Annotated in this window: 11 protein-coding genes and 1 pseudogene; 7 read left to right on the top strand and 5 right to left on the bottom strand. The window is 63.0% G+C overall.

Going from position 1 to position 13,664, the window contains the following annotated elements; genetic code table 11:
• Positions 1-142 precede the first annotated feature (142 nt).
• Positions 143-1,075 carry a LysR substrate-binding domain-containing protein gene (locus ACW9IN_RS29350; protein WP_457369131.1) on the bottom strand — a complete coding sequence of 311 codons (933 nt, stop codon included), beginning with the start codon at positions 1,073-1,075 and terminating at the stop codon, positions 143-145.
• Positions 1,076-1,310: 235 nt separating this feature from the next.
• Here ACW9IN_RS29350 and ACW9IN_RS29345 point away from each other — a divergent pair, with 235 nt between their 5' ends.
• From ACW9IN_RS29345 to ACW9IN_RS29320, 6 genes are all read left to right on the top strand, one after another.
• Positions 1,311-2,954, top strand: a complete 1,644-nt coding sequence (locus ACW9IN_RS29345; protein WP_457369130.1) for an ABC transporter substrate-binding protein — start codon at positions 1,311-1,313, stop codon at positions 2,952-2,954.
• Positions 2,955-3,012: 58 nt separating this feature from the next.
• Positions 3,013-3,966 (top strand): ABC transporter permease, encoded by a 954-nt coding sequence (locus tag ACW9IN_RS29340; RefSeq protein ID WP_457369129.1) that lies wholly within the window; start codon positions 3,013-3,015, stop codon positions 3,964-3,966.
• Entirely contained in the window at positions 3,963-4,799 is an 837-nt protein-coding gene (locus ACW9IN_RS29335; RefSeq protein WP_457369128.1) for an ABC transporter permease, read from the top strand. The genes ACW9IN_RS29340 and ACW9IN_RS29335 overlap by 4 nt, the downstream gene beginning before the upstream one ends.
• Positions 4,800-4,801: 2 nt before the next feature.
• Positions 4,802-6,442 (top strand): dipeptide ABC transporter ATP-binding protein, encoded by a 1,641-nt coding sequence (locus ACW9IN_RS29330; protein WP_457369127.1) that lies wholly within the window; start codon positions 4,802-4,804, stop codon positions 6,440-6,442.
• 84 nt (positions 6,443-6,526) lie between these two features.
• A complete protein-coding gene (locus tag ACW9IN_RS29325; protein ID WP_457369126.1) occupies positions 6,527-7,696 on the top strand; it encodes a hypothetical protein in 1,170 nt (389 codons plus the stop codon).
• A 142-nt stretch (positions 7,697-7,838) separates the two neighbouring features.
• Positions 7,839-8,714 (top strand): LysR substrate-binding domain-containing protein, encoded by an 876-nt coding sequence (locus tag ACW9IN_RS29320; protein ID WP_457369125.1) that lies wholly within the window; start codon positions 7,839-7,841, stop codon positions 8,712-8,714.
• Here the strand turns inward: ACW9IN_RS29320 and ACW9IN_RS29315 are convergent.
• From ACW9IN_RS29315 to fae, 4 genes are all read right to left on the bottom strand, one after another.
• Positions 8,661-10,037, bottom strand: coding sequence for an MFS transporter (locus tag ACW9IN_RS29315; protein WP_457369124.1), 1,377 nt, complete (start codon positions 10,035-10,037; stop codon positions 8,661-8,663). The genes ACW9IN_RS29320 and ACW9IN_RS29315 overlap by 54 nt on opposite strands.
• Before the next feature lie 177 nt (positions 10,038-10,214).
• Entirely contained in the window at positions 10,215-11,648 is a 1,434-nt protein-coding gene (locus tag ACW9IN_RS29310; protein WP_457369123.1) for an NAD-dependent succinate-semialdehyde dehydrogenase, read from the bottom strand.
• Positions 11,645-12,679, bottom strand: a complete 1,035-nt coding sequence (locus ACW9IN_RS29305) for an aldo/keto reductase (RefSeq protein WP_457369122.1) — start codon at positions 12,677-12,679, stop codon at positions 11,645-11,647. Before ACW9IN_RS29305 ends, ACW9IN_RS29310 begins: the two co-directional genes overlap by 4 nt.
• 10 nt (positions 12,680-12,689) lie before the next feature.
• On the bottom strand, positions 12,690-13,202 hold the full coding sequence (fae, locus tag ACW9IN_RS29300) for a formaldehyde-activating enzyme (RefSeq protein WP_016974617.1): 513 nt from the start codon (positions 13,200-13,202) through the stop codon (positions 12,690-12,692).
• A 266-nt stretch (positions 13,203-13,468) separates the two neighbouring features.
• On the opposite strand from fae, the pseudogene ACW9IN_RS29295 reads away from it, so the two are divergent.
• Positions 13,469-13,664, top strand: a pseudogene (locus ACW9IN_RS29295) (ribonucleotide-diphosphate reductase subunit beta); the annotation flags it as partial.

Raw genomic sequence — 13,664 nt, 5'->3', positions numbered from 1 at the left:
AGGTGGCATCTGTGTTAGCAGTGCCGCAGCTATCGCAGGCAAGCCAGCTCCCACAGGGGTTCTCTATTGTTGGTGAGAAAATGCCCGGCACGACGGCCCTGCTGGCAGCGTTTTTCCCACCACTGCCACTCCCCTGTGGGAGTCAGTTGACCGCCGTGGAAGGCTCCAACTGCCGCTGCGCCAACCAGATTTCCTCCTGCAACCACTGACTGAACACCTGCAATTGCGGTGTATCCGTCTGCTCCGGCCGGGTCACCAGCCAGTAGGACTGATGCCCATCCACATGCACATTGAGCACCTGGGTCAACTGCCCTGACGCCAACTCCGCCGCCACCATATGCCAGTCGGCAATCGTGATCCCCAGCCCATCGGTGGCAGCCCGGATAGCCAGGTCCAACAGGTCGAATTCGTACCCGCCCTGCGTGTCCACCCCCTGGATCCGCGCCGCATCCAGCCAGTGCTTCCAGGTGAGATAGCGCTGGTCCTCGCTGGCCAGCACATGCAGCAATGTCATGCGGTTAAGGTCGACGCCCTCGTCAGTGCACTCACGGGCATACAACGAAGGCGCGCACACCGCGATATGCCGTTCCTGCACCAACAGCGAACTGTCCAACCCATCCCACTCACCGTTGCCAAACCGGATCGCACAATCGAGGGTGCTGGTCTGCGCAAGGCTGTCCTGCAGGCAGGTGGTGATGCTCAACTCCAACTCCGGATGCGCCTCGCGCAGACGCCCCAGGCGCGGCATCAACCAACGGCTGGTGAACGTCGGGGGCGCGTTGACGTGCAGGCGGTTGGTATGGGTTTTCTGCTGAATGCTGCGCACCGTCAGCTCGATCTTGTCGAACGACTGATGCAAGGCCCGTAACAGTACCCGGCCCGCGCTGGTCAGCTCGAGGTGGTGATGGCGCCGCTCCAGCAGGTTCTCGCCCAGTTGTTCTTCCAATTGGCGAACCTGGCGGCTGACCGCGCTCTGGGTGACGTTCAACAGTTCCGCTGCCCGGGTAAAACTGCCGGTGCTGCCGGCCACTTCGAAGGCTTTGAGGGCGTTGAGACCGGGCATTTTGCGTTTCATGAAGAGCACTCGAAGGCCACTGACGAGGTGCCAAGCATCCCACGATCTGTAGGAAATTTCCTAGCCAACATGATTTTTTGTATCTACCGACCCGTCTGTTTCGACCCCTTGGCCCCTTCACGCCGACTAACATGCATTTAAGGAACGTTTCACCGCTGAATTTATCGTTTGTCGATCTTTGCGCGGATGACAAAACTGCGGCCATCTCTAATAAAAACAACATGAGAGCAGCCCCATGTCCGATTCCGACGTTTTGGCGACCCTGGATGGCGCCGTGCCGCACCCCGCCGTCAACGACCTGTGCACCCAGGTGCAACAGGGCCAGATCAACCGCCGCCAGTTCCTGCGCACTGCCACCCTGCTGGGCATCACTGTGGCCAGCGCCTCCAGCTTCATGGGTGCAGCCCTGCTCGGCAGCGACGCCCATGCCGCCGACGGCACGCCCGCCCGCCAAGGCGGCAGCCTGCGTTTCGCCTGCGCGATCCAGGAAATCCAGGACCCGATGCTGATCACCTGGATCGAAGCCTCGAACCTGCTGCGCAATTCCCTGGAATACCTGACCTGGGTCGACGCCGACAACATCACCCACCCCTACCTGGCCGAGAGCTGGAGCCCTTCCGACGACCTCACCACCTGGACCTTCAACCTGCGCCAGGACGTGAAGTGGAGCAACGGCGACAGCTTCAATGTCGACGACGTGCAACACAACATCGAACGCTGGATCGCTGCCGACTCCAAGTCGGTCAACCGCACTGCGTTCCAGGACATCAAGTCCTTCGAAAAAGTCAGCGACTACCAGTTCCGCCTGCACCTCAAGCGGCCGATTCTGGCGATCCCGGAAATGCTCAACGCCTTCACCTGCGCCATCGTGCACCGCAGCTTCAAGGCCGGGGATGACTGGGTCAAGAACCCGCTGGCCACCGGGCCGTTCAAGCTGGTGTCGTTTGCGGTGAACAAGCAGGCGACCTTTTCCAAGCGTGCCGATTACTGGGGCAAACCGGCCAATCTGGATGAGCTGCGCTACATCGATATGGGCACCGACGTATCCACCCACCTCGCCGCCCTGCAAGCCGGGCAAGTGGATGTGCTGTACCGCGTCACCGTGGCCGAACTGGACTTGGCCAAGCGCCTTCCCGGCGCGCAACTGCTCAGCTGCAAATCCGCGCAGACCGTGGTCATGCGCATGGATTGCGACCAGAAGCCGTTCACCGACCTGCGCATCCGCAAGGCCGTGGTGCTGTGCGCCGATAACGCGCAGATGCTCAAGGTGGCCTATCGCGGCATGGGCACCCTGGGCGAGGACCACCACGTGGCGCCGTCCCACCCCGAATACTTCCCGTTGCCCAAACGCGAGCGCGACGTGGCGGCAGCGAAAAAACTGCTGGCCGAGGCCGGGTTCCCCAACGGCCTGGACATCGACCTGATCGTCGGCAACACCCAGGGCCGCTATGAACAGGACTGCGCGCAGATCCTGCAACAGAACTGCCTGGAAGCCGGCATTCGCATCAACCTCAAAGTGGTGCCTGCGGCACAGTACTGGCCGATCTGGGACAAAGCCGCGTTCAGCCTCACTTACTGGGCCCACCGTCCGCTCGGGGTGATGTCCCTGGAGCTGGCCTATCGCGGCGGCGGCGCCTGGAACGAAAGCCACTACCGCGACCCGGCCTTCGATGCCGCCCTGGATAAGGCCATGGGCATTATCGATCCCAAGCAGCGCGCCGTGGCCATGCAGAACGTCGAGCAAATCCTGCAAGACGCCTGCGTGATCGTGCAGCCGTTCTGGGGCGACAAGTTCACCGCCGTGAGCAAAAAGGTGCAGGGGTTCCAGGTGCACCCTTCCGACTTCTACCCGATGGGCAATGTCTGGTTGAGCGTTTGAGTCAACCCTGCCCGCCCGTGCGGGCAGACTTTCCATCCTCCGTCGGAGTGCGTACCTGATGGCTCATTTTCTCTTGCGCAAAGTGCTGATGCTGCTGGCGACTCTGTTGTCGGTGTCGCTGATTGTGTTCCTGGCCCTGGAACTCAATATCGAAGACGTGGCAATCAACGTCCTCGGCCCCTACTCTGCCGCCGACCAGCGTGCAGCCTGGCTGCTGGAGCACGGCTACAACCAACCGTTCGTGTGGCGCTACCTGGTGTGGCTCAAAGACTTCGTGATCGGCGATTGGGGCACCTCGGTGTACTTCCGTGAGCCGGTGCTCAAGCTGCTGCTGCCCAACCTGTGGCAAACCCTGATCCTGGCCGGGTTGGCCCTGCTGGTGATGGTGCCGGTGGCCCTGACCCTGGGTGTACTCGCGGGCATTCGCCAGGGTTCGCCGATCGATCGGCTGGTGTCGTTCCTGTCGATCGTCACCACGTCGATTCCGGACTTCGCCAGCGCAGTGTTCGTCGCGGCGATCTTTGTGTTCTGGCTCAACTGGCTGCCGGGCGTGAGCAGCATGAGCGACGGCTTCAACGCGGTGGAACTGGTGCTGCCGCTGATGGTGCTGTGCCTGTTCGGCATCGGCTATCTGGCGCGGATTACCCGCGCCTCCATGGTGGAAGTGATGCAGGCGCCGTACATCCGCACCGCGCGGCTCAAGGGCGCGTCCACCACGCGTATCGTGCTGCGCCATGCGCTGCGCAACGTGCTGATCGCGCCGGTCACGGTGATCATGCTGTACATCCCATGGCTGCTCTCGAACGTGATCGTGGTCGAGGTGTTTTTCGCCTACAAGGGCTTTGGTTCGATGCTCTACACCGCGTCGCTGAACCATGACGTTTACCTGATCGAAGCCTGCGCGATGATCAGCGGTGTGGTGGTGGGCATCAGCAAGATCTTCTCGGACCTGGCCTACACCTGGCTCAACCCGCGCATCACCCTGCGCAGTCTCGGCGGAGGCCGCCAATGAACCTGCTCAAATCCTTCAAACACCCGCTGGCCCTGCTCGGCCTGCTGCTGGTGGGCGGCTGGGTGCTGATCGCCCTCTGCGCGCCGTGGCTGGCACCCCATGATCCGCTGGAAAGCTTCACGCCGTTGCTCACGCCACTGACCGCCGGCGACGACGGCGCCAGCTTCCTGCTGGGCACCGACATGATTGGCCGCGACATCCTTTCGCGGCTGATCTGGGGCACGCGCACCGTGCTGTTCTGGTCGATTCTGGCCACCCTCACCGCGTTCGCCGTGGGCATCGCCATGGGCCTGTGCGCCGGTTACTTCAATGGCTGGGTCGATGCGCTGCTGTCCTACGTGGCCGACACGGTGCTGTCGTTCCCGGTGCTGGTGCTGTACATCGTGATCATCATCGCCCTCGGCGCCTCCGCGCTGAACATCCTGATTGCGGTGACCTTCACCAGCGCGCCGGCGATCTTTCGCATCATGCGCGCCCTGACCATCGACATCCGCTCACGCGACTACGTGCTCAGCGCCATCACCCAGGGCGAAGGTTCGCTGCGCATCATGCTGGTGGAGATCCTGCCCAACTGCGGCGGCCCGCTGATCGTCGACTTCTGCCTGCGCATCGGCTACACCGCGATCATGATCGGCGCCCTGGGCTTTCTGGGCCTGGGCCTGCCACCGCCGACCCCGGACTGGGGCGGCATGATCAACGATGGTCGCGCCATGGCCATTACCTTTCCGCACCTGGTGATCTTCCCGTGCATCGCCATCTCCACCCTCATGCTTGGCCTGAGCCTGCTCGCCGACGGGCTGGATGAACACGCGCAGCAAGGCGCAAGGAGCTGAGCATGAGCAACCATCAAACCGTATTGCGCGTGGACAACCTGTGCATCGAACTGCCCAAGGGTGCCGACCGCAGCCATGCCGTGCACGGCATCAGCCTGGACGTGCGCAAGGGCGAAATTCTCTGCGTGATCGGCGAGTCCGGCTCGGGCAAGTCCGTGCTGTCGGCCGCGATCATGGGCGATTACGCCAAGGGCCTGCGGCATGCCAGCGGGGTCATCGACTTTCTCGGTGACGACATCTGCACGCTGGACGACACCCGCCTGCGCGCGCTGCGTGGCAACCGCATCGCGATGATTTTCCAGGAACCCATGGCGGCGCTGAACCCGGCGATCCGCATTGGCAAACAGGTGGAAGAAATCTTCGATATCCATGCCCCGCAGATGCCCGCCGTCGAACGGCGCGAGCGCATGCTGGCGCTGCTCGAATCCACCCAACTGCCGGACCCGCCGCGCATCGCCAATAGCTTCCCGCACCAGCTGTCCGGCGGCCAATGCCAACGGGTGGTGATTGCCATGGCGCTGGCGATGAACCCGGACCTGCTGATCGCCGACGAACCCACCACCGCCCTCGACGTGACCACCCAGGCCCAGGTCTTGAAGCTGGTGCGCGAGCTGCGCGGGCGTGGCCAGCACGGCATTCTGTTCATCACCCACGACTTTGGCGTGGTCGCGCAGATTGCCGACCGTATCGCGGTGATGGAAGGCGGCCGCCTGGTGGAAATCGGTGAACGTGACCAAGTATTGAATGCTCCCGCCCATGCCTACACGCGCAAGCTGATCGCCGCGGTACCGGCGCTGCACCCAGAACTGCACGCGCCGAGCGCCGACGGTGAAATGGCCCTGCGCATCGAGCGCCTGACCAAGACCTACAACGTCGGCGGCAGCGCGTTGGCGGCACTGCGCAATGTGTCGCTGAACCTGCCACGGGGCAAGACGCTGGCGATTGTCGGCGAGTCGGGCTCAGGCAAGAGCACCCTGGTCAAGGCCGCCATTCGCCTGGTGGACAGCGACAGCGGCCATGTGTGGGTCGGCGATACCGATTTCCTGGCGCTGCAAGGCTCGGCACTGGCGGCCAACCGGCGGCGCATCCAGATGATCTTTCAGGACCCGTACGGCTCGCTCAACCCGCGCCATCGCGTCGGCGACATCATCGCCCGTGCCGCGCAGTTGCGCGGTTTGTCGGCCAAGGATGCCTGGGCCGAGGCCGGCGACTTGCTGGAGCAGGTCGGGCTCAAGCGTGATGCCTTGCAGCGCAAGCCCCGGCAGTTCTCCGGTGGCCAGCGCCAGCGCATCGGCATCGCCCGTGCCCTGGCGATGCGCCCGGAAGTGCTGATCGCCGATGAGAGCGTGTCGGCGCTGGATGTGTCGGTGCAGAAACAGGTGCTGGAACTGCTCGCCGACCTGCAACGGCAACTGAACCTGAGCATCCTGTTCATCACCCACGACCTGCGTGTGGCGGCGCAGATCAGCGACCACATCGCGGTGATGCGCCAGGGCGAAGTGGTGGAGTACGGCACCGCCGAACAGGTGCTGCTGCGCCCACAAAATGCTTACACCCAGGCGCTGTTGGCGGCCGCTCCGGGCGCATCCGAACTGCCCGCCGCCGGACCGCCCTTGAAGCTGGTACGCCCCGCCGCTCACTGAGTCCAACCCTTTTCCCCGCGTCGCAGCGTTCGCTGCGGCAACGGGCTGCTGTTGCCCAAAAAAACTAAAAACGAGAGTAAAACCATGCGACCAACGATGCGTTACTTCACCCTCATTCCCGTGCTCGGCGCCCTCGCGGCACCGGCCATGGCGGTGCAAGTCACCGACAACCTCGACCTCGGCGGCGCCATCCGTGCACGCTGGGACTACGACCCGGACCGCGACATCCAGAAGTTCGGCCTGGACACGGTGTTCCTCAGCGCCAAGTACAACTCCGACAGCTGGATCGGCGAGGCGCAGTACCGCTTCTACGGTCGCTCCTACCCGTACCAGTACACCAAGAACTACGGCGATATCCAGTTCGCCAAGTTCGCCTGGGTCGGCTACAAGTTCAACTCCGACCAGCAGGTGCAAGTGGGCCTGAACACCGTGCCGTTCGGCCTGCAGCCCTACTTCGGCAGCACGTTCTACGAAACCCTGGGCAACGTCATCGGCCTGGAAGACGTGCAACAGGTCGGTGCCAAATACATCCAGCAAAGCGGTGACTGGAACGTGCAGGCCGGTTACTACCTGCGCCCCGCGTGGCAAGGCAAGGGCACCAGCAAAGGCGTGACCTACTCCAGCGTGGTCTCCGGCGCCGACAGCTACGTGGCCGACGGCAGTGACAACCAGGAGCGCAACACCGTGGTCCTGCGCGTGGCCAAGGCCCTGGACCTGGGCGACTGGAAGTCCGAAGTGGGCGTGTCGGGCCTGACCTCCACCCTGGAAAACAAAGACACCGGCAACGATGGCCGACGCAACGCCGTGGCGATCCACTACCTGGGCAAGAACGGCCCGTGGGGCCTGCAATTGCAGGCGGCGCGCCAGCAGATGTCACCGCGCAACGAAGGCACCGACGGCGTGGTGACCCTGGGTGGTTACGACGGCACTTACAACGTCGCCAGCCGTGGCAACCTGTACGTGGCGGACCTGAGCTACGACGTCGGCGGCAAATACCTCTGGGACCAGATCAGCGGCGTGAAGCTGTATGCCAACTACAGCGCCTTCGACAAGTCCGACAACGACTTCAAGACATCGCAGCGGGTGATCCTGGGGACCTCGTTTTCGTTCAGCAAACTGTGGATCGCCACGGAATGGCTGATCGGCAAGAACGACCCGTACATCGGCGGCAGCAGCTATACCCAGAGCTTGGGGGCCGGGGGCAGTAATCAGTGGGAGAATCAGCTGTACATGAACATCGGGTATTACTTCTAATAGGCCACTGACGCCATCGCAGGCAAGCCAGCTCCCACATTTGGAATGCATTCCCCTGTGGGAGCGGCGGTTCGACGCTTCGACTTGCCCACGAAGAGGCCGCCAGAAGCACTATAAAAACAACATGTGTGGAATCCTTTTCATGCGCCACCTGCCCGCCCTCAACATGCTCCGCGTCTTCGAAGAAGTCGCGCGCCACCGCAGCTTCAGCCAGGCCGCCGTGGGCCTCAATGTGACCCAGGGTGCGGTCAGTCGCCAGATCAAGCAATTGGAAGACTACCTGGGGGTCGCCCTCTTCATCCGCACGCCCCAGGGCCTGTCGCTCACCGAAGCCGGCTTTGCCCTGTCCCCGCACCTGAGCGACGCCTTTGACCACATCGAGCGCGCCCTGCAAGCCGTACGCGTGCCCAACCTGCGCCAGCGCCTGCGCATCGTCGCGCCGCCAACCTGGGCCACGCGCTGGTTGTCGGCACACTTGCGCAGGTTTTGTGAGCGCTATCCGGATATCAACCTCAGCGTCACCCACCAGGCCGGCCACGACAGCCTGGCGGAAATCGACTGCCGGATTCGCTTCGGCCTGGAGCCGGACCCGCACTGCCGCAGCGAGCTGCTGGTGATGGAGCGCCACATCGCCGTGGCCAGCCCGGAGCTGTTCCACGACGGCCAACCGCCCGACCTGCGGCGTTACCCGCTGCTGCATATCCTGCACGACGGCAAGCGTTTGAAGGTGTGGGAGAACTGGCTGGCGGCCATGGGCCGGGACGATATCGATGCGGACCAGGGTTTGGAATTCAGCACCCTGGACCAGGTGATCCACACCGCCCTGGCAGGCGGCGGACTGGCGGTGATCGACCGCCAGATGATCGAGCGCGAACTGGCCAATGGCAGCCTGCTGCCGATCACCCCCCTGGAAGTGATCGGCCCGTATGGCTATTGGCTGGATGTGGCGACGGACAAACAGGGGTTATCCAAGGTTCGGTTGTTTACGCAGTGGTTGGGCCAGGTCAGCAACCCCTGACAACGGCGGCACCTCGGCCTTGCACGCCTGGCTCAACGTCAGTGCCTTGGTTTCCGGCGCCCAGGCAAACGAGATGATCGCGCCAAATACCAGGATCGCCGCGAGGATGCCCATGGTCGGACTCAAGCCGATCCCGGCCACGCTGACCGGCAACAGGAAGGTACTGATCGCCGACCCCAGCCGGCTCACTGCCGTGGCCAGGCCGATACCGCTGGCGCGCACTTCGGTGGGAAAGCTTTCTGCCGGGAACACGCCCACCAGGTTGCTCACCGCCGACAACACCAACGTGAACACACCGAACGTCAACACCATCAGCCACGCCAGGCTGCCCGGCAACACCGCCAACAGAAACAGCGCCGCCGCAAGGATGATGAACGAGTTGATCAGAAAGCCCCGGCGCGAGAACTTCACTGTGCACCAGATACCCAGCAGTGCACCGACGATCAGCAGCAGGTTGAGCAGCAACTCGGTGCCGAAGCCCTGGGACAAGCCCATTTTCTGCAGGATCGACGGCAGGAACGTGTAGATCGCGAAATACGGCATCACGATGCACACGAAGAACAGGCAGTTGAACGCGGTGCGCGTGCGGTACTCACGGCTGAACAGCACGCCGTAGCCGGAACGCACTTGTGCGGCGGGCTCTTCATCCAGCACCACATGTTCCCCCAGGTGCTTCCTGACGATGGCCCGGGCTTCGGCAACGCGCCCACGGTTGACCAGCCAGCGCGGCGATTCCGGGGTGCCGATACGGGCCAGCAGGATCAGGCCGGCGGGAATCGCCGACGAGGCCAGCATCCAGCGCCAGGCATCATCACCCAGGCTGAGCATCGCGGTGCCGACGAAGGTGGCCGCCACGTAGCCGAAGGTCCAGATCACGCTGAACGAACCCAGCAGCACGCCCCGGTGTTTCTTCGGCGAAAACTCGGCGAGCATGGCGTGGCCGACACTGAAGTCCCCGCCCAGACCGATGCCGATCAGGATGCGACACAGCAACAGGCCAGTGGCGGTCTCGACAAAGAACTGCATCACCGACGCCAGGGTGATCAGCACGAAGCTGACCAGGAAGATTTTCTGCCGACCGAGACTGTCGGAGATCCAGCCGAAAAACAGGCTGCCCAGAAACAGACCGATCAGCGCCGAAGCACCGATCAAGCCTTGCCAGAACGCGTCCAGTTGCATCTGTGGGCTGAGCAAGGTGAAGGCGATACCGATCAGGCCGAGGATATAGCCGTCGGTGAAATGCGCGCCAAACGTGAGGCCGGCGATTTTCAGGTGAAAACGGCCGATGGGCAGGTCGTCGATTTTGACGGGTTGAGCAGTCATGGGTGTTCTCCATATTGTTTTTCTTGACGGAGTAACAACAGACAAGCCCCACTCCAAATGTGGGAGCGGGCTTGCCCGCGATAGCGGTACATCAGTTATGGAGGTGGTGGCTGACTGACCGCTATCGCAGGCAAGCCAGCTCCCACAGGGGTTTAGTGTCGTTTGGGCGCGGGTGGCTTAGAGGCCGCCCATCAACAGGTATTTGATCTCCAGGTAATCCTCCAGGCCGTACTTGGAGCCTTCGCGGCCCAGGCCCGATTCCTTGATGCCGCCAAACGGCGCGACTTCGGTGGAGATGATGCCTTCGTTGATGCCGACCATGCCGGCTTCCAGGCCTTCGGCCATGCGCCATACGCGGCCGATATCACGGCTGTAGAAGTAAGCGGACAACCCGAACGGCGTGTCGTTGGCACGGGCCAGCACTTCGGTTTCATCCTTGAAACGGAAGCATGCAGCCACCGGACCGAAGGTTTCTTCCTGGGCGATCAGCATGTCGCCGTGGGCTTCGGTGAGGATGGTCGGTTCGAAGAACGTACCGCCCAGCGCATGGCGACGGCCACCGCACAACAGCGTGGCGCCCTTCTCCAAGGCATCGCCGACATGGGCTTCGACCTTGGCCAACGCGGCGGTATTGATCAGCGGGCCTTGCTCGGTGTCGCCGTCCAGGGCGCTGCCGACACGCATCGCGCTGACCGCTTCGGCCAGTTTGCGGGTGAACGCGTCGTACACGCCGTCCTGAATAAAGAAGCGGTTGACGCACACACAGGTCTGCCCGGTGTTGCGGAACTTGGAGGCCATGGCGCCTTTGACGGCGGCATCCAGGTCAGCGTCGTCGAACACAATGAACGGCGCGTTGCCGCCCAATTCCAGCGAGACTTTTTTCAGGGTGTCTGCCGCCTGGCGCATCAGCAGCTTGCCGGTGCGGGTGGAGCCGGTGAACGACAGCTTACGCACCACGCTGGAGGCTTGCAGCGCGCCACCGATGGCCACGGCGTCGCCGGAGACGATGTTGAACACGCCCGCGGGGATGCCCGCCTGCTCGGCGAGTACCGCCAGGGCAAAGGCCGACAGCGGCGTCTCTTCCGAAGGTTTGAGGATCATGGTGCAGCCCGCCGCCAGCGCCGGGCCGACCTTGCGGGTGACCATGGCCAGGGGGAAGTTCCACGGCGTGATCGCCGCGACCACGCCGATGGCTTCCTTGACCACGATGATGCGCGCGTCGGCCTTGTGGCTGGGGATCACGTCACCGTAGGCACGCTTGGCCTCTTCGCCGAACCACTCCAGGAAGCTCGCGGCGTAGACCACTTCGCCCATGGCTTCGGCCAACGGTTTGCCCTGCTCCAGGCTGAGCAGGTGGGCCAGGTCCTTCTGGTTGCTCAGCATCAGCTCGCTCCAGCGCTTGAGGCGCTGGCTGCGCTCCTTGGCCGTGAGCTTGCGCCAGGCCGGCAACGCACGGTTGGCGGCCGCGATGGCCAGGTCGGTTTCTTCGGCGGCAGCGCGCTGCACGTCGGCGATCAGCGCGCCATTGGCCGGGTTGAACACGGGGTAAGTCGGGCCGCCGCCGGACCATTGGCCATCGATGTAATTGCCCGTACGGATCAGCGGATTCATGCCACGGCCTCGGTCAGGTTGAAACGGTCCAGGCCCGGACGAGCCTCACGCAGGATGCGCTTGCCGGCGGTGTAGTCGTTGATCACATCGCACGGGGTGTAGTTGCGTTCCAGCTCGTGCAGCTCTTCGGCGTCGAGTTGGGTGTCGAGGGCGGCCAGTGCGCTGTCGAACTGCTCGGTGGTGTCGGCGCCTACCAGCATCACGTCCACACCCGGGTGATTGGCCACCCAGGCCTGGGCGATCTGCGCGTTGGACACGCCACGAGCGCGGGCCACGCGCTGTACCGAGTGGGCAATGTCGAACGACGCCTGGTCGCTGTACATCTGCTGGGTGAAGAAGTCGGTCTGGTTGCGGGTCGACTGCACTTCACCGGTAAGCAGGCCACGGGCCAGCGGGCTGAACACCGAGACGCCCAGGCCCTGGTCACGGCAGAACGGGATCATTTCGCGCTCTTCTTCGCGATAGGCGCAGTTCAGTTGCAGCTGCATGTTGATCGGTTTGACCCAACCGTTGCGCTCGCAGGCCATGAGGATCTTGGCGAGTTGACCGGTGAGCATGGTGGACACGCCGATGTAGCGCGCCTTGCCGGAACGCACGATGTCGTTCAGGGCGCCCATGGTTTCTTCGACGGGGGTGTTCACGTCGAAGTAATGCAGCATGAACACGTCGACGTAATCCATGCCGAGGCGGCTCAAGGACAAGTCGATGCTGTCCATGATGTGCTTGCGCGAATGGCCGCTGGCATTGAGCCCGCTGCGGGTGCCGTAACCGACTTTGGTGGTAACCACGATGTCGTCGCGGCGCGCCACGCGCTTGAGGATGCGCCCCACCACTTCTTCGCCGACGCCGGCGGAGTAGAAGTCGGCCAGGTCGATAAAATTGACGCCGTTGGCCAGGGCGTGGGCGACGATGGGCTCACTTTGCTTTTCGTCGAAGATCCACGGTTTCCAGTCCGGGGTGCCCATGTTCATGGTGCCCAGGCACAGGCGCGAGACTTGCAGGCCGGAGTTGCCCAATCGGGTGTATTGCATGGGAATCTCCTCAGGCCTTTGGCGTGTAGAACGGGTTGCTGATGTGGTTGACCACGTCGGCCAATTGCGCGGTGTACGGCGTGCCGGTCAGGGCGGCGCGGATCGCGGTGCGGCAGGCGTTGTAGTTGTTCAGGTAGACGGCATCGAGGTCATCGCAGCCTGGGTTGACCCAGTTGGCGGTGACGATGGCCCATTCGTCTTCGGCTTCCGGCGGCAGGGTGCCGTCCAGCAGGGCTTCGAGCACAGCCTTGGCAATACCGGCCTGGGAGGCGCCCCAGGTGGCGTTGCCATGCAGGTCGCTGCTGATTTCGGCCTTGTTGACATACAGGGTCATGGGTTTGACTGGAATGTTCGGCTGGGCAATCACCATGAACGGGCAATGACCCTGGCTGGGGGACGCCAGGCTGTTGGCGAATGCCTGGCCGGCGGGGCCGTTGCGCGGGCCGATAAGAATATTGATGTGGGCCGCGTTGACGCCCGGGCCTTCGAAGCCTTCGCCGATGTACAGATCAAGTGCTTTCATATCGCAAACGCTCTTTGTTGTTATGGGGAGCTGGTGAGCGATTTTTTAGCACTGGCCGTGAAAAGGGCCGTAACCATTAAAAGTCATGGGGCTGTGAGTTTTGCTCATACCCCCTGCGACGATCGATACCCTCTTGTGCGTTGACCAAGGATGTTACACACCATATAGTGTGCCCACCCAAGCAAGTGACCACTACATCATGTAGTTTTCACACGCTTTGAAGTCTGAATGCCCTTATTTGTCAAGCACCAGGAAGGAGAATTTCGATGCTGAGCTGGGATGAAGTCGACAACGAAGACACCAATGCCGCGGTGATCAAGAGCGCTACTGCCGCCGACGTGACCATGGACCGTCTGGACGGTGCCGGTGCCGCCGCCGCACTGGAAGCCCGCAGCGTCACGGCCACCGACTCCGCCGCCATCATCCGCGCCAAGGCCGCCCTCGACAAACTCGACATCGCCG

The organism is Pseudomonas sp. SDO5271_S396 (genome assembly GCF_054071795.1).
This window is presented reverse-complemented; position numbering and strand designations above follow the sequence as displayed.